Origin of the sequence: Pseudonocardia sediminis, from assembly GCF_004217185.1 — a bacterium.
Lineage (GTDB): Bacteria > Actinomycetota > Actinomycetes > Mycobacteriales > Pseudonocardiaceae > Pseudonocardia > Pseudonocardia sediminis.
The window spans coordinates 4,053,180-4,071,270 of sequence record NZ_SHKL01000001.1 but is presented as its reverse complement, the minus strand read 5'-3'; the positions used below and the strand labels follow the sequence as shown (position 1 = coordinate 4,071,270).

Genomic DNA, 18,091 nt, shown 5'->3' with positions numbered 1-18,091 from the left:
CAGCCGAACACACCGGTACGGTGATCGCATGCCCACAGAGGTCGGCAGGCCGGACGTGGGGCGCCACGTCCGCGACGCGCGGGAGGCGACCGGTCTGAGCCTGCGCGCACTCGCCCGGACCCTGGACGTCAGCCCCGCGACCCTGAGCGAGCTCGAGACGGGCAAGACCCGGATGACCGTGGAGCGGCTGCACCGGATCGCCGCGACCCTGGGCCGCTCGGTCGAGGACCTGCTCTCGGCCGACCGGCCCGCGCCGGCCGTCGGACGCACGGCGCCGGAGGGGGACTGGCGCGGGTACGGGCCGTTGCACCTCGACGCCGTCCTCGATGCCGCCCTGACCGTCTTCCTGCGCACCGGCTACCACGGGGCGTCGGTGCGCGACGTGGCCGCCGGGTCGGGCCTGTCGGTGGCGGGGATCTACCACCACCACGCGAGCAAGCAGGTGATGCTGCAACGCATCCTCGACCGCGGGATGGACGATCTCCTGTGGCGTTGCCGGGCGGCGGTCGGGCACGGGGGCGACGAGGTCGAACGGTTCCGTCTCCTGGTCGAGACGATGGCCCTGTTCCACACCCACCGCCGGGAGATCGGGTTCCTCGCCGCCAGCGAGATGCGCAGCCTCGACCCGGAGGCGCGCGCCGACATGACGGCCCGGCGGACGGTGCAGCAACGACTCGTCGACGCCGAGGTGCTCGCCGGGGTGGACAGCGGCCGGATGGGCACGCCGCACGCCCGCGAGGCCTCCCGGGCCGTCGTGACCATGTGCAAGTCCATCGCCGAGTGGTACCGCCCGGACGGTCCGTTCACCCCCGAGGACGTCGCCGAGCGCTACGTGCGGTTCGCGTCCGGCATCGTCGGGATCATCGATCCCTAGAGCCTCGTCAGGGGCCGGTCAGTCCCACTCCAGGCCGCCGCGACTCCACTCGTAGGCGTACGCGAACCCGATCGTGGCGATGAAGATCGTGATCGCGGCGAACCCGAACAGGCCGAGCTGGTCGGAGACGACCGCGTACGGGTAGAGGAAGATCATCTCGATGTCGAAGATGATGAACAACAGGGCGAACCGGTAGAACGCGACCGGTATCCGGCCACCACCGGCGGCCGGTGCGGGCGAGGGCTCGATACCGCACTCGTAGGCGTCGAGCTTCGCCGCGTTGTACCGACGGGGCCCGATGAGCGGCGCGGCGGCCGCCGACCCCAGCGCGAACAGCGCCGCCAGGGTGAACAGCAGCACGAGCGGGAGGTAGGAGTCCAGCATCTGCGCGCCTCGCTCCTTCCGCACCGACGTCGACGACCCGACGACCCGAACGTACCAAAACGGACAAACCTCGCCAATCGTCGGGCACGCCCCGGGGGAGGGACCGCTCAGAGCCCGGCGGCCCGCGGGTCGACGGCCGCGGCGCCGTTGGCGAGCGTGGACAGCACCACGGTGCCCAGCAGCCCGGTCCGGTCGAACAGGCTCGTGTGGGCGACCGCGATCCCGTCGCCCTGGTTCCGGCCCTCGGCGATGATGCCGATCCCGCCGTCGTCGGGCGGGAGACGGGTGACGGTGAGCGTGAGGTCGGCGTTGATGAACTCGACGCCGTGGCTGCCCCAGCTCCCGGCGAGGTTCGAGGAGTCCGCGACCGTCGCGATCCGCTGGAACGGGGTGGGCGTCTCGCCGTCGACGAGCGCCTCCGGGAGGTGCCAGACCGCCTTGCGGGTGGCGTTGCGGTGGGGCGCGGCGCCGCCGGTCCACCCGAGTTCCTCGCTGAAGTAGAGGGCCTGCTCCTTCGTCTCGGGCTCGATGTCCGGGACGGGTGGGAGGGCGGCGGCCGGGTCGTCGCGCGCGGGGTCCCCGGACCAGACCTCGCCGGCGACCGGGGCGCCGTCGGTGGCGAGCAGCAGGGCGCTGGCGCGGGCGACCACCTTCCCGTCCTGCAGGAGGTGGGCGTCGACCAGGCGCAGCCGCCGTCCCTGCCGGACGACCGTCGCGCTCGTGCTCACGGGCGCCATCGCCGCCGGTCGGAAGAGGTCCACGGTCCACCGGACGGGCCGGAAGCGCGCCACGTCGTCCCACTCCGAGACGGCCCGCTCGGCGGCACGGCCCAGTGCGCCGCTGACGGCGGTTCCCCGGATCTGCCCCGGACCACTCCACCCGCTCCGGGCCCGCGGTTCGGGGACCAGGACCTCCGCACCGTTCTGGATCTCCGACCGGAAGAACGCCACGACCTGCCCTCCGTCACCGCCCGGATCGTCGCCGGGTCGCGTCCGCGCGGTGCACCACCGGCGGACGGTGATCATAGAGGGACGGGTCGAGCGGCCCGTCCCTCTCCGACCGAAGGAGGAGAGCCGGTGGCCGTCAGGAGGAGGAACCGGCGCCCCACCCGCCCTAGGCTCGGGTCGATGAACGCGGTTGCCGAGTCGGGACGACGGTCGTGGCACCCACGCGCGACCGACGCCCTGCTGGTCGTGGTCCCGGCCGTGGTCGGGGGCCTGGGCCTGCTGATCCGTCTGAACCTCCCGGACGCGGTGCCGTCCTGGGTCGCGGCCCTCGATCTGGCCGCCGGGCTCCTGGGCTGTCTCGCGCTGTGGTGGCGGCGCCGGTTCACGCTGCCCGTGGCCGGGATCGTCGTCGCGCTCTCCGCCGTCGCCGAGTCGGCGTCGGTGGCGGCTCTCGTCGCCCTGTTCACCGTGGCCGTGCACCGCCCGACCCGGGAGACGGCGGCGACGGCCGGGGCGGTCCTGGCGGCGATCGGGGTCTTCTACGTCCTGCACCCGGTACCCGCCGCTCCGGCGTGGCTGCTGATCCCGTTCGTGCTCTCCGGGCCGGTCGTCGCGGTGGCGTGGGGCCTGCTCGTCCGCAGCCGGCGCCAGCTCATCGCCTCGCTGCGGGAACGTGCGTCGATGGCCGAGGTGGAGGCCGGGCTGCGCGCCGAGCGCACCCAGCACGAGGCGCGCGAGACGCTCGCCCGCGAGATGCACGACGTCCTCGGCCACCGGTTGTCGCTGCTCAGCGTCCACGCGGGCGCGCTGGCGTTCCACCGGGACGCGACGGCGGAGGAGACCACACGGGCGGCGGAGGTGATCCGGGAGAACGCGCACCGCGCCCTGCAGGACCTGCGCGAGGTGATCGGGGTGCTCCGCGCCCCGGTCGGGGAGCTGCCGCTGCCGGGTGTCGCGGACGTCGCCGAGCTGATCGACGAGACGAGACGGGCCGGGACACCGGTCGACCTGGACGATCGCCCCGGGGTGACGACAGGTGACCATCCGGTCGGCGAGACCGTGGGGCGCACCGTCTACCGGTTCGTGCAGGAGAGCCTGACCAACGCCCGCAAGCACGCTCCCGGCGCGCCGATCGTCGTGCGCATCTCCGGGGATCCCGGCGACGACCTCGTCACCGAGGTCGAGAACCGGACGCCGGCCGGGTCCGCGGAGGTCGTCGAGAGCCCGGCGGGGTCGGGGGAGGGGCTGCGCGGGCTGTCCGAGCGGGCGCGGATCGTCGGCGGCCGGCTCGACCACGGCCCGACCCCGTCCGGCGGGTGGCGGGTCGCGATGCGGCTACCGTGGCCGTCGTGAGCGAACCGACGGTCGACGTGCTGGTCGCCGACGACGACGCGGTCGTCCGCTTCGGTCTCACCATGATGCTGCGCGGTGCCCCCGACCTGCGGGTGGTGGCCGAGGCCGGTGACGGGGCCGAGGCCCTGGTGCTCGCCGAGCGGCACGCGCCGGACGTGGTCCTGATGGACATCCGGATGCCCGGGATGGACGGGCTCACCGCGACCGAGACGCTGCGGCGCCGCCCGCAGGCACCCCAGGTCGTCGTGCTCACCACGTTCGACGCCGACGAGCACGTCCTGCGCGCCCTGCGCGCCGGGGCGGCCGGGTTCCTGCTCAAGGACACCCCGCCCGAGGAGCTCGTCCTCGCCGTCCGGCACGCGGCCCAGGGGCGTCCGGTGCTCTCGCCGGAGGTGACCCGGCGGCTCATCGACCGCGTCACCGGGCCGGGGAAGGAGACCGGCCGGGAGGCGGCGCGCCGCCGGCTCGGGCTGCTCGCCGCGCGGGAGCACACCATCGCGCTCGAGCTCGGCGCCGGCCGGTCGAACGCCGAGATCGCCGCGCGGCACCACCTCAGCGTCGCCACGATCAAGACCCACGTCTCGGCGATCCTCACCAAGCTCGACCTCAACAACCGGGTGCAGGTGGCGCTGCTCGTCCACGACGCGGACCTCGACCCGCCGGGCTGACCGTCCCGCGGCGGGACCGGAGCGAACCGCGGCGACGTTCGGCGAGCAGGGTGCGCAGCACGCGGGCGCCGTCGGCGAACGTGCGCAGGTTCGTGTCGCCGAACATCCGCCGTCGTTCGACCGAGGGCACCTCGGTGGCCGACAGGCCGGCCGCGGCGATCCGGCAGTGCAGCATCGTCTCGATCTCGAAGCCGTCACCCCGGAGCATGCCGCCGGGCGGCGCCGGTGCGTCGACCGCGGGCAGCTCCAACGCCGGGAGCACGTCGGCCCGGAAGGCGTTGTAGCCGTAGCAGAGGTCGGTGAAGGACGTGCCGAACAGCGCGTTCGCGACGCCGTTGAGACCGGCGTTGCCGGCCCGGCGCAGGAACGTGATGTCGTCGCTGCCGCCGCCGTCGGTGAACCGGCTCCCCTTGGCGACGTCGGCGCCCGCGACGAGCGCGGCGACGAAGGCGGGGATCTCGTCCGGGTCAGCCGAGCCGTCGGCGTCGAACATGACCACCACGTCACCGGTCACCGCGGCGAACCCGCAGGCCACGGCGTTGCCCTTGCCCGTGCGGGTCTGGGTGAGCGTGCGGACCGAGGGCAGCACCCGGCGGGCGACGTCGAGCGATCCGTCGGTGGAGTGGCCGTCGACGACGATGATCTCGTGCACCGCCGGCCGCACGGCGGCGATCGCGGGCAGGACGATCTCGAGGTTCCTCGCCTCGTTGCGCGTGGGGACCACGACGCTGACGGCCGGATGCAGGCCGGGCCGTGTCCGGGCCGGGGCCGGGAGGCGCCGGTCGAGGACCTCCGGATCGGCGCTCGGCCTCGGTCGGGTCGCGTGCCGGATCCCGTCTGTCATGGTCGTGTCCGTCCTGCTCGGGGCTGTGTGTGTCCAGTAGGGGCCGTGCCGCAGCGGCACACTCAAGGCCGTGTGGCGCCGGACACCCACGGGGTGGTCCGGCCGGGCGTCTATCCCTGCAGCAGCAGGGGGACCAGGTACCTCAGCGAGAACGCCTCGTAGACCGCGCCGAACACGAGCAGCGCGAACGCGGGTACGGCCACCCACCCGGCCTGCCGCAGCCCGCGGACGTAGCCCTGGCGGCGGGTCGCGACCCCGACGGTCGCCGGCCGCAGCCAGGCCCGCCCGAGGAGGTAGGCGCCCAGCACGAGAAGGACGTAGGCCTGGAACTCGACGACGACCGTCAGCGAGTGCGGGATCAGGATGAGCCAGCCGTTCTCGTCGACCGGGGCGAGCGTGGTGCCGATCGTGAACGCCCGGTAGGCGAACACGGCGACGCCGGCGAAGGGCACGACCATCGACGGCAGCAGGATCGACGCCACCCCGACCGTGAGCGTGTTGACCCCCAGGATGACCAGCGCGAACAACCAGACCTTGTCGAACAGCCACCCGACCAGGTCCGCCGTCCCGTCGGCCTGGAGCGCCTCCACCCGCGCGGCGGTCAGCTCGGGGAACACCAGTGCCGCGGCGAAGCCGGCGAGGAAGAGCCCGTAGACCACCACGTTCAGGACGAGGTAGGCGCCGAGGTCGGTGCGGATGACCTGGATGGGCCTGCGCAGGATCTGCATGTCGTCGCTCCGTGCCGGGTTCGTGTAGGGGGTGTCGTCGGTGCTCACGACGCTAGGCAGGGCTGTGGGTCACCACCTCCGTCCGATGGCGGGAGTCCGTGCGACTTCGGTCGACCGTCGTCGGCACGGGCGGCTCCTGAGCCGGATCCGCCGAGCCGGGAGACACTGGCGGGGATGCATCCCACACCGAGCGTGCTCAGCACCGCGGGGGACGGGCCGCCCTGCGGCGCGGACCCCCGACGACGTGAGAGCGGGTGAGCGGGCCGGCCGGCGATCCCGCCCCGCCGCCCGCCCCGTCGTCCGCCTCGTCGTCCGGTCCACCGCCCGGGGAGGACCGGCCCGGCCGTGCCACCCGGTGGTGGCGACCCGCGCTGCTCCTGGCGATCCTGGTGGCGACGGCCGTCGTCGCGGTGTCGGTGGGCGTCCCGCCGGTGGACGAGGTCCGCGCCTGGATCGCCGGCGCCGGATGGGCCGGGCCGCTGCTGTGGGCCGTCCTCTACGCCGGGCTGTCGCTGACCCCGGTCCCGGTCAGCCTCCTGGCGGTGGCCGGCGGCGTCCTGTTCGGCCTCGGCCCGGGTCTGCCGGCGACGCTCGCCGGGAAGCTCGTCGGGGCCGCGGTCGGGTTCGCGCTGGCCCGGCGCCTGGGACGCGGGTCGGTCGTCCGCTCGCTGGACGGTCGGACCGGTCGTGGCGCGGCGCGCCTGGCGGCACTGGACGACCTGGTGCGACGGCGCGGCGTGATCGCCGTGATCGGCGTGCGGCTCGCCCCGGTGCTGCCCTTCTCGCTGATGAACATGGCGTGGGGGCTGACCGCGGTGCGCCAGCGCGACTACATGGTCGGCACGATCGTCGGCGCGTTCCCCGGGACGGCGGCGCTGGTCGCCGTCGGCGCCTACGGGGCCGACCCGGGCTCGTTGCCGTTCCTGCTCTCGCTGGGCGGCCTCGGGGTGCTGGGCCTGATCGGCGTCGTCCTGGCCCGCAGGCGTCTGCGGACCGAACCGTCGCTCGCCGGCGGGACGGCGACACCCGCACCGACCGCCACGTCACCCGGCACCTCGACCGGGCGGGGGAGCCCCGATGACGGTTGACCCCGGCCGCCGGCGTGCCCGGACGCCGGATGCCTCGGGGCCCGGCAGGAGGCGTGCCCGCGACCTCGCGACGAGGGTCGGCCGGACCTTCCCCGGCACCGACCTGGCGTTGTGGGCGGCGGGCGCCACCTACTTCGGCCTGATCGGCCTGGTCCCGCTCGCCATGGTGTCGTTGTGGGCGGTCGGTGCGCTGGTCGGGCCGGAGGCCGTGACCGCGGCGATGGAGAGTGCCGTCGGCGGGCTGCCCGACGGGCACGGCACGCCGACCGCGTTGCGCACCCTGGCGTCGGTCTCCCTGTCTCTGTCGTGGTGGCAGGCGCTGGTGGCGCTGTTCCCGGCGAGCCTCTACGGCGAGGGTCTGCGCCGGGCGTTCGTGCAGATGTCGGCGGTCCCGGACAAGCTCACCGGCTGGCGCGGGCGCGCCGGGCTGCTCGGCGTCGCCGCCGTCGCCCCGCTCCTGGTGCTGGCGGTGCTGGCCGCGGCGCCGTACGTCGGGCCGCTCTACGCCGGGGGCGGCTGGTCGCTGGTGTGGGGCATCGTGGTCGCCTTCCACGTCGTCTGGATCACCCTGTCGACGGCGTTGCTGGCAGTGTTCGGGCTCGTCGGCCCGGGACACCTGAACCGGCGCGCGCTGCTGGTCGGCGCGTTCGGCTCGGGGTCGGTGATCGCCGGGTTCCTGCAGGGCTTCGTGCTGTTCCTGGCCATCCCGGTCGAGTGGTCCGCCCCGTTCGGCGGGATGCCGATCATCGGGGCGGTGTCGGCCCTGGCGCTGTGGCTCTACATCCTGCACATCCTGGTGCTGTGCGGGTTCCGGGCGACGGTGGTGCTCGACGAGCTGTTCTCCCCGGCGGGCCGGGGCTAGAGGGTAGGGGGTAGGGCCGGGCTCAGGCGACGCCGTCGTGTTCCTGGACGACCCGGGTCCCGAGCAGCGGGCCGACCACGCCGGCACCGGCGGGATGGCCGAAGAACCAGCCCTGGCCGACGTCGCAGCCCAGCCTGCGGAGCCGGTCCGCCTGCTCCCCGGTCTCGACCGACTCGGCGACGACGGTGAGGCCGAGGGTGTGGGCGAGCTCGACCAGGGCGGCGAGGACGACGGGGCTGTCGACACCGCGTCCGGGCGGCGCGCCCGTCCGTGCCCCGTCGCCCGCGACGAAGTCCCCGGCCAGCTTGATCACGTGCACCGGCAGCCGGTGCAGGTAGGCGAGGTTCGAGTAGCCGGTACCGAAGTCGTCGATGGCGATCCGGACCCCCATCTCGGCCAGGGCGTAGAGGGCGTTGCGCGGGCCCCCGCCCGCCGACATCAGGTCGCTCTCGGTCAGCTCGAGCTGCAACGACCCGGCGGGCCACCCGGTGTCGTGCAGCACCCGTGCGACCTGCTCGACGATGTCGGGCTCGCGCAACTGACGGCCGGCGATGTTCACGCTGAGGTGGAAGCCGGCGTCCGGGGCGCGGTCGAGCCAGGCCCGGGCCTGGGTGCACGCCTCCCGCAGGACGTGCCGGCCCAGCGCCACGATCAGGCCGGTCTGCTCGGCGAGCGGGATGAACGTGTCCGGACCGAGCCGTCGCCCTCCGGGTTGCCGCCACCGGACGAGGGCCTCGACCCCGACGACCCGGTCGTCGGAGAACCGGACCAGCGGCTGGTAGTCCAGCTCGAACTCGCCGCGGGCCAGGGCCCCGGGCATCTGGGCCGACAGCTCGAACCCGCGGACGTCGCGGCGGTGGCGCTGCGGGTCGAAGATCGCGAACCGGTTGCCGCCGTCGTCCTTGGCCCAGTACATCGTGGTGTCCGCGGCCTTCATCAGCTCCGCGCCGCAGCGGCACCGGCCCTCCGGCCCGGTGCAGGGTGTGCGGCTCCCGGTCACGAGGCCCGCGCTCGCCGAGACGGCGATCTCCCGCCCGTTGAGACGGACCGGGGCCCGCAGCGCCTCCAGTGCTCGCCGCGCGGCCGGCACCAGGTCGTCGACGGAGCCGCAGTGCTCGACCAGGACGACGAACTCGTCGCCACCCATTCTCGCGACGACGTGGCCGTCCGCCCCGACGGCGGCGCGCAGGCGGTTCGAGACGGTCTGCAGGAGTTGGTCGCCGGTGTCGTGGCCGAGGGTGTCGTTGATCCGCTTGAAGCCGTCGAGGTCGAGGTAGCACACCCCCACCCGATCGCCGGCCCCGTCGGGTACCGCCGTGTCGGAGTGCAGCGCCCGGGTGAGCCGGCGGAAGAACAGCGTCCGGTTGGGCAGTCCGGTCAGCGGGTCGTGCTCGGCCTGGTGCTGCAGGCGCGACTGCAGCTCGTGCCGCTGCGTCACGTCCTCGACCATGGCGACGAGGTAGCGCGGCGTCCCGTCCGGGGCACGGATCAGCGACACCACCAGCTCGGTCCAGATCTGGCTGCGGTCCTTGCGGTAGTAGGCCTTCTCCAGCCGGATGTGGTCGACGGCGCCGGTCATCATCTCGCCGACGCGGCTCCAGGTGTCGGGGGTGTCCTCGGGGTGGATGAACGTGTGGATCGACCGCCCGGTGAGCTCGCTCGGTGTGTAGCCGAGCATCCGGCACAGGGCGAGGTTCACTTCCAGGATGTTCCCGTCGACGTCGGAGACGCTGATCCCGATCACGGCGTGGGCGAACACCGCCCCGTACCGGGCCTCCGACGCCCAGCGGGCCGCCTCGGCCACGGCACGGGCGGAGAACGCCGCGGCGCTGATCCGTTCCTGCTCGATCCGGGTCCGGTCCTGCAGCGCACGGGCGTAACCGGTGGACAGTGCCCCGATCACGGCGAGCTCGCGTCCGGGCGCCCCGTCGGCCCGCGGCCGGGCGGCGATGTGGTCGCCGATCACGTCGATCGAGCGCCGCAGGGCGACCGGGTCGGTCAGGTGGGCGGCGACCAGCACCTCTCCGACGGACTGCGCGTCCGAGGGGTCGACGCGCCCGGCCAGCGCGTCGACGATCCGCCGCGCCGCGTCGGCGAGGACCGCGAGGAGGTCGACGCGGCTGGTCGAGACGTGGTTGCCGGCCTCGATCGCGTCGGTCCAGGCCTCCGCCAGCCGGTCGACGGCCGCCCCGTCGTCGCCGGTGACCATCACGTCGGCCGGATCCGGCCGTACCCGCCCGGCACGATCACCGGTACGCGACCCCGGCGAGGCCGGGATAGCTCTCCGCCGCCGCTCCGGGCCCGGCGGGCGAGTCGGGCCGCCACGACGGGATGCGCACGACCCCGGGGTCGACGAGGGTCAGGTCGCCGAACAGGGCGGTCACCTCGTCCTGCGACCGCATCCGCATGGGGTTGGGGGAGCGCTGCTGGTTGTAGACGGCCTCGGCGTCCGCGGCACCGTCGTTCCCGGCGATGCTGGCGTGGCTGAGGACGAGGTGGCTGCCGGGCGCGGTGGCGCCCATGTACGTGGAGACCACCTCGGCCGGGCGCCGGTCGTCGTCGACGAAGTGCAGCACCGACACCAGCAGCACCGCCACCGGCTTCGACAGGTCGAGGTGCTCGGCCACGGCGGGGGAGCCGAGGACGCCCCGCGGGTCGGTCAGGTCGCCGGCCATCACCTCGGCGCCCTCGACGTCGTCGAGCAGGGCGCGGCTGTGCATGACCGCGACCGGGTCGTGGTCGACGTAGAGCACCCGCGCACCCGGCGACACCCCGGCGGCGATCTCGTGGACGTTGCCGGCGGTGGGGATGCCGGAGCCGAGGTCGAGGAACTGGTCGATCCCCTGCTCGCAGAGGTGCCGCACCGCGCGGCGCAGGAACGCCCGGTTCTGCTGCGCGATCGCGGCCATCTCCGGCAGGACCTCGAGCACCCGCCCGGCGAACCGCCGGTCGGAGTCGAAGTTGTGCGAGCCCCCGAGGTAGTAGTCGTACACCCGGGCCACGCTCGGACGGGCCATGTCGACCTCGTCCGGTGCCCACGCCGGTCTCTCCATCCAACCCCCCGAGTCACTGCCGAGGTACTCGGCGTGATCGAGCCTATCCGCCCGCGGCCCGCGGGCGCTCGGTCCGGGTCCGGCCGGGGCCGCGGGACGACCCCGGTCGGGGAGACCGGGTACGCGTTGTCGTGCAGGCGGTGTCGTGGCGGGAGCCGGTCACCCCTTGAGCCGGCCGGCGACGTCGACGACGCGGTTCGCGAGGTGGCCCAGCGCCGCGATGTCGGAGTCGACGAGCGGAGCGTCGTTGTCCGCCCCGGTGACGTGCGAGGCGCCGTAGGGGTTGCCGTCGACGAACTTGAGCGGGTCGGTGTAGCCGGGGGCGACGACGATGCCGCCGAAGTGGTGGATCGTGTTGTAGAGCGCGAGCAGGGTGCTCTCCTGGCCGCCGTGGGCGGTCTGGCTGGCGGTGAACCCGGCGTAGACCTTGTCCGCGAGCTGCCCCTGGCCCCACTGCGGGCCGAGCGAGTCGAGGAAGATCTTCAGCTGGCCCGCGACGTTGCCGAACCGGGTCGGGGTGCCGAACAGGACGGCGTCGGCCCAGAGGACGTCGTCGGCGGTCGCGGCGGGGCCGGTGGCGGTGTCCTCGGCGGAGGAGGCCTGCGCGTCGGTGGCCTCGCGCTCGCCGGTGGTGGTCGCGCGGCCGACCGGGCGGAGGCGGACCTGGGCGCCGGACTTCTCGGCGGCGTCGGCGGCGTGCCGGGCCATCGCGTGGACCGTGCCGGTGGCCGAGTAGTAGACGATCGCGAGGTTGACGTCGCTCATGCGGTGCTCCTGGATGTGGGTGGAGACGACGCAGAGCCGGGGACCGGGGTTCGGCGGGGGACCTGCGGACGGTGGGAATCGGCCGGCACGGGAGGCCGGGGCCGTCGTCGTCGCGCAGTGCCGCCAGACTACCGGCGGCGCCACGGGCCGCCCGTCGAGGACGCCGGGACGTGCGTGGGGTCACCGGCTCCCGGCGTCGTCGCGTCGCTGCTGGCGGGCCAGGAAGTGCGCGATGTCGGCCGTGCCGGTGTAGAGCGAGCGGTAGTGCCGGTGGTACTCCGCGTAGGTCGCCGCCGCGGCCGGGTCCGGCTCGATGGTGTGCTCGACCGGGTTCCAGACCCGGATGTCGGGGCGCGCGCCGGTGGCGATGGCGGCGAGGAACGCATCGCCCAGCGACGCGCCGACGGTCTGGCGGGGGACGTGCTGGGGAAGTCCGGTCACGTCGGTGACGATCCGCGTCCACAGTCCGCCCTGCGTACCGCCGCCGACGGCGACGAGACGGTCGGCGGTGCCGCCGGCGTCGCGCATCACCTCCAGGTTGTGACGTACCCCGTGGGCGATGCCCTCCAGCACCGCGCGGTACATCTCGGCGCGCCCGTGCCCGGTCGTCAGCCCGGCGAGGACGCCGCGGGCGTCCGGGTCGAACAGCGGCGTGCGCTCCCCGGCGAAGTAGGGCAGCAGGAGCAGGCCGCCGCTCCCGGGTGCGACGTCGGCCGCGGCGGCGACGAGCTCGGTGTGGTCGCCGCCGACGAGGTCGCGCAGCCAGTTCGTGACCGCGCCGGAGGTCGCCATGCCCGCCGCGAGCGAGTAGGTGCCGGGGAACGCCCCGCGGGTGGTCCACATCGCCGGGTGCGGGACGGGCGAACCGAGGATCTCGATCAGGAACATCGTGGTCCCGTACATGACCATGACCTCGCCGGGGTCGGTCACCCCGACGCTCACCGCCTCCGCCCAGGCGTCGACGGTCCCCGCCGTGACGGGGAGTCCCTCGGGGAGCCCGGTCTGGGCGGCCGCCCGTGCGGTGACGGTCCCGGCGATCTCGGTCGGCCACAGCAGGCGGGGCAGCCGCAGGCCGGGTGCGGTGCGCTCGGCCCAGTCGTGGGCCCAGTCCGCGGCGTGCAGGTCGTACATCGGGTCGCACTGGCTCGCCGAGTGGTGGTCGAGCACGTACTCGCCGGTCAGCCGGTGCACCAGGTAGGAGCTGCACATCAGGAACAGCTCGGTCCGCTCCATCACCTCCGGCTCGTGCCGGGCCAGCCACCGCCACTTCGGGCCGACGGCCTGCGACGACAGCGCGGTGCCCGCGCGTCGCAGGACGGCCTCGGCACCGAGCTCCGCGGTGAGCTCGTCGATCTCGGTCGCGGCACGGGTGTCGACGCCGTAGAGGATCGCCGGGCGCAGCGGCGTCCCGTCGGCGTCGGCGGGCAGCAGGGTCGGCCCGATGCCGCTGACCCCGAGCGCGGTCGGGGCGCGCCCGCCCGCGGCGGCGAGCAGCCGGCGCGCCAGTGTCGTGAAGTCCGACCACCACACGGTCTCCGCGTCGTGCTCGACCCGGCCCGGCTGCGGACGGGAGGTCTCGTGCGCGACGTCCTCGCGGGCGAGCAGCGTCCCGTCGCCGTCGATGAGGACGCCCTTCGAGCCCGACGTGCCGATGTCGATGCCCATGTACATCCGATCCCCCATGCACGGAGTCTCGCGCACGGCGGGACCTCCGTCGGGGACGATCGGCTACTCGCCTGATCCAGGGGCGATCAGGTCCAGTACAGCGTGCGCGCGGCCGGTAGACGCTCGGCGAGTGCGTCGTCGAACCACGCCCGCATCTCGCGCATCACCGCGACCGGGTAGACGTACTTCACCGAGCCGTAGCGGCCGTGCTTGCGGGTGCGCTCGTCCGGGTCCATCTCCAGGCGGGTGCGGGGGTACCAGCTCTCCAGCACCTGCTTGCTGCCGGGAGTGAAGCGGTGGGTGATGCACTCGGCGGTGAGGTCGAGGTCCGGCACGCCGGCCAGCTCGGCCGCGGCGGCGTCGAGCAGGGCGCCGTACTCGGCGCGCCAGTCGTCCAGCGGCATGATCGGGGCGATCGTCAGGCCCACCGGGTAGCCGGCCCGGGCCAGGCTGCCGAGCGCATGCAGCCGGGCGGCGACCCGGTCGGTGCCGCCCTCGAAGCGGCGTGACACCGCGGCCGAGTTGACCGACACCCGGATCCGGGTGCGCCCGCCGTGCGGCAGGTCGAGCAGCGGCCCGACGCCGGCGAACTTCGTCGTGGCGCGCAGCTGCACCGGCCCGGCGAAGGAGTGCGTCCCGATGTGCGAGATCGCCTCGGACAGGCTGCCGGTCAGGTGCTCGATGCCCAGCGGGTCGGTGTAGCAGGAGGCCTCGAACGTCGTGCCCTCGTGACCGCGCTCGTCGGTGCCCGAGGTGACCGCACCGGCACCGACGTAGCCGTCCATCCCGGCCAGGATCTCGGGCAGGTTCGCGAACACCCGCGTCACCGGCGGCCCGCCGAGGGAACCGGCGAGGTAGCAGTACTGGCAGTGCGCCGGGCACCCCTCCGCCAGGTCGAGGCGCCAGTCGGCGCTGGGCGGGATCGGCACCAGCCTGCGCTTCGACGGCGGGCTGACCACGACCGCCAGCGTCGCCTTGGCCCGGGCGTACGTCTCGCGTTCGTCCCCGCCGCGCAGACCGGTCAGCCGGTCGCCGGAGAGGACCTCGATGTCGTCGATCCCCGCGGCCTCGCACCGGGCGATGATCCGCTGTCCGTGCGGCAGCTCGGACGCCGAACGGGTCACCTGGACGTGCCGCGGCACCCAGAGGCGGGTCCGGGGCAGTGCCGCGCGCCCGATGTCGGTGTCGGTGACCGGGTCGGGAGCGGTCGGCAGAAGGGTCATGCAGCTCCGTCGGGAGTCGAGGTGGGGTACCTGGAGAACGCCGGCGCCGGGTGTCACATTCCGTGCGCGGCAGGGGATCGGGGCCGTCGATCCGCGCACCGCCGAGTCGGGTTGAGCCGGCACGTCGCGGGTATGCGACCGGGCGGAACGACGTCTATGGAGGAGTACCTGTGAAGGCAGTGACCTGGCACGGCAAGAACGACGTCCGGGTGGACACCGTCCCGGACCCGACGATCCAGGAGCCGACCGACGCCGTCATCCGGGTCACCACGACCAACATCTGCGGCTCGGACCTGCACCTCTACGAGACGCTCGGCCCGTTCATGGGCCAGGGCGACATCCTCGGCCACGAGCCGATGGGCATCGTCGAGGAGGTCGGCTCCGCGGTGACCAACCTGAACGTCGGCGACCGGGTCGTGATCCCGTTCCAGATCGCCTGCGGGTCCTGCTGGATGTGCGAGCGCGGCCTGCAGACCCAGTGCGAGGTGACCCAGGTCCGTGACCAGGGCATGGGCGCGGCGCTGTTCGGGTTCTCCAAGCTCTACGGCGAGGTCGCGGGCGGGCAGGCCGAGTACCTGCGGGTGCCGCAGGCCCAGTACGGCCCGATCGTCGTCCCGCACGAGCACTCCGACGACCGGTTCGTCTATCTCTCCGACGTGCTGCCCACCGCGTGGCAGTCGGTCGCCTACGCCGACATCCCGAAGGACGGCTCGGTCTGCGTGATCGGCCTCGGGCCGATCGGGGAGATGGCGACCCGGATCGCGCAGCACCAGGGCGCCGGGCAGGTGATCGCCGTGGACCTCGTACCCGAGCGGATCGCCCGCGCCCGCGCGCACGGCGTCGAGGTCGTCGACCTGAACGTCACGAAGGACCCGGGCGCGGCGATCCGCGACATGACCGACGGCCGCGGCGCCGACGCCGTGATCGAGGCCGTCGGGATGGAGGCGCACGGCTCGCCCGTGGCCTGGGGCATCCAGCAGGTGGCCGGCGTGCTGCCGAAGGCCGTCTCGGCCCCGCTGCTGAAGACGGCCGGGGTGGACCGCCTCTCGGCGCTCTACTCCGCGATCGACATCGTCCGCCGCGGCGGCACGATCAGCGTGATCGGCGTCTACGGCGGCGCGGCCGACCCGATGCCGATGATCACGTTGTTCGACAAGCAGATCCAGCTGCGGATGGGCCAGGCCAACGTCAAGCACTGGGTGCCCGACATCCTGCCGCTGCTCACCGGCGCCGACGACCCGCTGGGCGTCGACTCCTTCGCCACCCACCGCCTGCCGCTGTCCGAGGCCGCGCACGGCTACGACATCTTCCAGAAGAAGCAGGACGGCGCGATGAAGGTCGTGCTGACGCCCTGACCCGCACCGTCTCCCGCACGTTCGCAGCCTGCACGCTCCCCGCACTACCGATCGGACGTCCGTGGACCTGTTCGACCTGACCTACGGCCTGATCGGGGTGGGGGCCCTGCTGGCAGGCCTGCTCCCGCGCCTGCTGGCCGGGCGACCGCTGTCGCTGCCGATCGTGTTCCTGGGGCTGGGCATGGCGGCCTTCGCCGCGGTGCCCGGCCTCCCGGACCCGGACCCGATCGCCCACCCGGACCTGGCCGTGCACCTGACCGAGATCGGCGTGATCGTCGCGTTGATGGGGGCCGGGCTGAAGCTGGACCGACCGGTCGGGCGCAAGGCCTGGGCGTCGACGTGGCGGCTGCTGGCCGTGGCGATGCCGTTGACGATCGCCGCGATGGCGTTCCTGGGCTGGTGGTGGGCCGGTCTCGTCCCGGCCGCCGCGCTGCTGCTGGGCTCCGCGCTCTCTCCGACGGACCCGGTGCTGGCCTCCGACGTGCAGGTGGGGGAGCCCAGCGGGGACCCCGACGAGGAGGAGGACGAGGTCCGCTTCGCCCTCACCTCCGAGGCCGGGCTGAACGACGCGCTGGCGTTCCCGTTCGTGATGGCGGCGATCGCCATGGCCACTCTCGGCGCCGCCCCGTCGGGGTGGGTCGGCGGTTGGCTGTTCGATGACGTCCTGCTCAAGATCGTGGTCGGGGCGGCCGCCGGCCTGCTGGTCGGCCGGCTGCTGGGCCTGATGTTCTTCCGCACCCGGAGCACGACGATGAACATCGCCTCGCACGCCGAGGGGTTCATCGCCCTCGCCGCGACGTTCCTCGCCTACGGCGTCACCGAGGTCGCCGGTGGCTACGGGTTCCTGGCCGTGTTCCTGTGCGCTCGCTCGATCCGCGCCAGCGAGCGTTCCCACGAGTACCACCAGGTCCTGCACAACTTCGTGGAGCAGATCGAGCGTCTGCTCACGGTGCTGCTCGGCGGGGCCGTGGTCCGGGGCCTGCTCGCGCCGCTGACGTGGGAGGCCGCGGCCGTCGCGGTGGCGCTCGTCCTGGTGGTCCGGCCGCTGGTGGCGCGGCTGTCGCTGTGGGGTGGGCCCGGGACCGGCGGGCAGAAGACCGCGATCGCGATCTTCGGGATCCGCGGGATCGGCTCGTTCTACTACCTGGCCTACGCCACCACGCACGCCCCGTTCACCGGTGTCGACCTGTTGTGGGCGACGACCGGGCTCGTCGTGGTCGTCTCGGTGCTGGTGCACGGCGTCGCCGCCTCGCCGATCATGAACCGTCTGGACCGGGCCCGGGCCCGGGCCCGGTCACAGGTCTCCGCCGCGGAGTCGCGCTCGGGCTGACCCGTCAGCGCAGCGGGGTCGCGTCCCGCGAGGCGACCCACTCCGGCCGCGGCCGCCCCGCCGCGTACGGCTCGTCGAGCGGGTTCTCGACGCTGTTGAACACGAGGAAGATGTTCGAGCGCGGGTGCGGGGTGATGTTGTTGCCCGACCCGTGCACGAGGTTGGAGTCGAACATCAGGGCCGACCCCGCCGGTCCGGTGAACTGGTCGATCCCGTGGCGGTGGGTCAGGGCCCGCAGGGTGTCCCGGTCGGGCGTGCCGACCTGCTGCGAGCGCAACGACTCCTCGTGGTGGCCGTCGGGCGTCTCTCCCGCGCAGGACGCGAACACGCGGTGCGACGACGGCAGGACCATCAGCCCGCCGTTGTAGGCGTGGTTGTCGGTCAGCGCGATGGAGATGCTCACCGCCCGCGGGGTGGGCATGCCGTCCTCGGCGTGCCAGGTCTCGAAGTCGGAATGCCAGTAGAAGCCCTTGCCGTCGAAGCCCGGCATGTAGTTGATCCGGCTCTGGTGCAGGTAGACCTCGGAGCCGAGGACCTGCCGCGCCCGCCCGGCGACGCGGGGGTCACGGGCCAGCTCGGCGACGGCGTCGCTGAGCCGGTGCACCTCGAAGATCGACCGGACGTCCTCCGAGCCGGGCTCGACGATCGTCCGCTCGTCGGCGCGGACACGCGGGTCGGTGCACAGCCGACCGAGCTCGTCCCAGTGGTCGGCGACCTCGCCGGCGGTGAGCAGGTCGGGAAGTTTCAGGTAGCCGTTGCAGTCGTGCATGACCAGGTCACCGTCGGACGCGGGCCCGGTGTACGCGCTGGGCCAGACGGTGGGGTGCTCGCGCGGGATCAGGGTGGCGGCGGCGCCGGCGCCACGGGTGGGATAGAGGTCTGACGTGCCACTTCGGGTCATCGGTTCTCCTGTACGACGGGTCGACGGGCGGCCCGCGCTGCGCCGGGGGCG

Annotated in this window: 17 protein-coding genes; 7 read left to right on the top strand and 10 right to left on the bottom strand. The window is 73.7% G+C overall.

From position 1 onward, the window contains the following. Positions 1–28: 28 nt before the first annotated feature. Positions 29–874: a TetR-type transcription factor C-terminal domain-containing protein gene (locus EV383_RS18835; RefSeq protein WP_130291125.1), complete on the top strand. Its 846-nt coding sequence runs from the start codon at positions 29–31 to the stop codon at positions 872–874. Positions 875–892: 18 nt separating this feature from the next. On the opposite strand, the gene EV383_RS18830 is transcribed toward EV383_RS18835, so the two are convergent. Next, positions 893–1,258 (bottom strand): NADH-quinone oxidoreductase subunit A, encoded by a 366-nt coding sequence (locus EV383_RS18830; RefSeq protein ID WP_130291124.1) that lies wholly within the window; start codon positions 1,256–1,258, stop codon positions 893–895. A gap of 107 nt (positions 1,259–1,365) precedes the next feature. Beyond that, positions 1,366–2,208 carry a thioesterase family protein gene (locus EV383_RS18825; protein ID WP_165438397.1) on the bottom strand — a complete coding sequence of 281 codons (843 nt, stop codon included), beginning with the start codon at positions 2,206–2,208 and terminating at the stop codon, positions 1,366–1,368. Between the two features lie 177 nt (positions 2,209–2,385). Here EV383_RS18825 and EV383_RS32685 point away from each other — a divergent pair, with 177 nt between their 5' ends. Together EV383_RS32685 and EV383_RS18815 are read left to right on the top strand one after the other, a co-directional pair. Continuing rightward, a complete protein-coding gene (locus EV383_RS32685) occupies positions 2,386–3,558 on the top strand; it encodes a sensor histidine kinase (protein WP_130291122.1) in 1,173 nt (390 codons plus the stop codon). Then, positions 3,546–4,226: a response regulator gene (locus EV383_RS18815; protein WP_130291121.1), complete on the top strand. Its 681-nt coding sequence runs from the start codon at positions 3,546–3,548 to the stop codon at positions 4,224–4,226. The genes EV383_RS32685 and EV383_RS18815 overlap by 13 nt, the downstream gene beginning before the upstream one ends. On the opposite strand, the gene EV383_RS18810 is transcribed toward EV383_RS18815, so the two are convergent. Further along, on the bottom strand, positions 4,165–5,070 hold the full coding sequence (locus tag EV383_RS18810) for a glycosyltransferase family 2 protein (protein WP_130291120.1): 906 nt from the start codon (positions 5,068–5,070) through the stop codon (positions 4,165–4,167). The two genes, EV383_RS18815 and EV383_RS18810, sit on opposite strands and share 62 nt — an antisense overlap. A 110-nt stretch (positions 5,071–5,180) precedes the next feature. Further along, positions 5,181–5,846, bottom strand: coding sequence for a stage II sporulation protein M (locus tag EV383_RS18805; protein ID WP_242623198.1), 666 nt, complete (start codon positions 5,844–5,846; stop codon positions 5,181–5,183). A gap of 206 nt (positions 5,847–6,052) precedes the next feature. Between EV383_RS18805 and EV383_RS18800 the strand changes: the two genes are divergently transcribed. Both EV383_RS18800 and EV383_RS18795 read left to right on the top strand, forming a co-directional pair. Continuing rightward, complete coding sequence (locus EV383_RS18800; protein WP_130291119.1) at positions 6,053–6,886, top strand: TVP38/TMEM64 family protein; 834 nt, start codon at positions 6,053–6,055, stop codon at positions 6,884–6,886. Next, complete coding sequence (locus tag EV383_RS18795; RefSeq protein WP_130291118.1) at positions 6,876–7,748, top strand: YihY/virulence factor BrkB family protein; 873 nt, start codon at positions 6,876–6,878, stop codon at positions 7,746–7,748. The genes EV383_RS18800 and EV383_RS18795 overlap by 11 nt, the downstream gene beginning before the upstream one ends. Positions 7,749–7,770: 22 nt before the next feature. On the opposite strand, the gene EV383_RS18790 is transcribed toward EV383_RS18795, so the two are convergent. From EV383_RS18790 to EV383_RS18770, 5 genes are all read right to left on the bottom strand, one after another. Then, positions 7,771–9,957 (bottom strand): putative bifunctional diguanylate cyclase/phosphodiesterase, encoded by a 2,187-nt coding sequence (locus EV383_RS18790; RefSeq protein ID WP_130291117.1) that lies wholly within the window; start codon positions 9,955–9,957, stop codon positions 7,771–7,773. 37 nt (positions 9,958–9,994) lie between these two features. Then, positions 9,995–10,801 (bottom strand): SAM-dependent methyltransferase, encoded by an 807-nt coding sequence (locus EV383_RS18785; protein WP_130291116.1) that lies wholly within the window; start codon positions 10,799–10,801, stop codon positions 9,995–9,997. A 159-nt stretch (positions 10,802–10,960) separates the two neighbouring features. Further along, positions 10,961–11,566: an NAD(P)H-dependent oxidoreductase gene (locus tag EV383_RS18780; protein WP_130291115.1), complete on the bottom strand. Its 606-nt coding sequence runs from the start codon at positions 11,564–11,566 to the stop codon at positions 10,961–10,963. Between the two features lie 180 nt (positions 11,567–11,746). Then, on the bottom strand, positions 11,747–13,249 hold the full coding sequence (locus tag EV383_RS18775; protein WP_130291114.1) for an FGGY-family carbohydrate kinase: 1,503 nt from the start codon (positions 13,247–13,249) through the stop codon (positions 11,747–11,749). A gap of 68 nt (positions 13,250–13,317) precedes the next feature. Then, positions 13,318–14,454: a spore photoproduct lyase family protein gene (locus EV383_RS18770; protein WP_130291113.1), complete on the bottom strand. Its 1,137-nt coding sequence runs from the start codon at positions 14,452–14,454 to the stop codon at positions 13,318–13,320. Between the two features lie 170 nt (positions 14,455–14,624). Between EV383_RS18770 and EV383_RS18765 the strand changes: the two genes are divergently transcribed. Both EV383_RS18765 and EV383_RS18760 read left to right on the top strand, forming a co-directional pair. After that, entirely contained in the window at positions 14,625–15,809 is a 1,185-nt protein-coding gene (locus EV383_RS18765) for a zinc-dependent alcohol dehydrogenase (RefSeq protein ID WP_130291112.1), read from the top strand. A 61-nt stretch (positions 15,810–15,870) separates the two neighbouring features. After that, positions 15,871–17,139 (top strand): cation:proton antiporter, encoded by a 1,269-nt coding sequence (locus EV383_RS18760; protein ID WP_130291111.1) that lies wholly within the window; start codon positions 15,871–15,873, stop codon positions 17,137–17,139. 4 nt (positions 17,140–17,143) lie between these two features. On the opposite strand, the gene thpD is transcribed toward EV383_RS18760, so the two are convergent. Further along, the gene (gene thpD / locus EV383_RS18755) at positions 17,144–18,040 is read right to left on the bottom strand and encodes an ectoine hydroxylase (RefSeq protein ID WP_130291110.1); all 897 of its coding nucleotides are present in this window, start codon (positions 18,038–18,040) and stop codon (positions 17,144–17,146) included. Positions 18,041–18,091 lie beyond the last annotated feature (51 nt).

Coding starts and splice junctions, on each gene's coding strand:
- EV383_RS18830 (WP_130291124.1), bottom strand. CDS start 1,258: ATGCTGGACTCCTACCTCCCGCTCGTGCTGCTGTTCACCCTGGCGGCG.
- EV383_RS18775 (WP_130291114.1), bottom strand. CDS start 13,249: ATGGGGGATCGGATGTACATGGGCATCGACATCGGCACGTCGGGCTCG.
- EV383_RS32685 (WP_130291122.1), top strand. CDS start 2,386: ATGAACGCGGTTGCCGAGTCGGGACGACGGTCGTGGCACCCACGCGCG.
- thpD (WP_130291110.1), bottom strand. CDS start 18,040: ATGACCCGAAGTGGCACGTCAGACCTCTATCCCACCCGTGGCGCCGGC.
- EV383_RS18835 (WP_130291125.1), top strand. CDS start 29: ATGCCCACAGAGGTCGGCAGGCCGGACGTGGGGCGCCACGTCCGCGAC.
- EV383_RS18810 (WP_130291120.1), bottom strand. CDS start 5,070: ATGACAGACGGGATCCGGCACGCGACCCGACCGAGGCCGAGCGCCGAT.
- EV383_RS18795 (WP_130291118.1), top strand. CDS start 6,876: ATGACGGTTGACCCCGGCCGCCGGCGTGCCCGGACGCCGGATGCCTCG.
- EV383_RS18770 (WP_130291113.1), bottom strand. CDS start 14,454: ATGACCCTTCTGCCGACCGCTCCCGACCCGGTCACCGACACCGACATC.
- EV383_RS18785 (WP_130291116.1), bottom strand. CDS start 10,801: ATGGAGAGACCGGCGTGGGCACCGGACGAGGTCGACATGGCCCGTCCG.
- EV383_RS18780 (WP_130291115.1), bottom strand. CDS start 11,566: ATGAGCGACGTCAACCTCGCGATCGTCTACTACTCGGCCACCGGCACG.
- EV383_RS18790 (WP_130291117.1), bottom strand. CDS start 9,957: ATGGTCACCGGCGACGACGGGGCGGCCGTCGACCGGCTGGCGGAGGCC.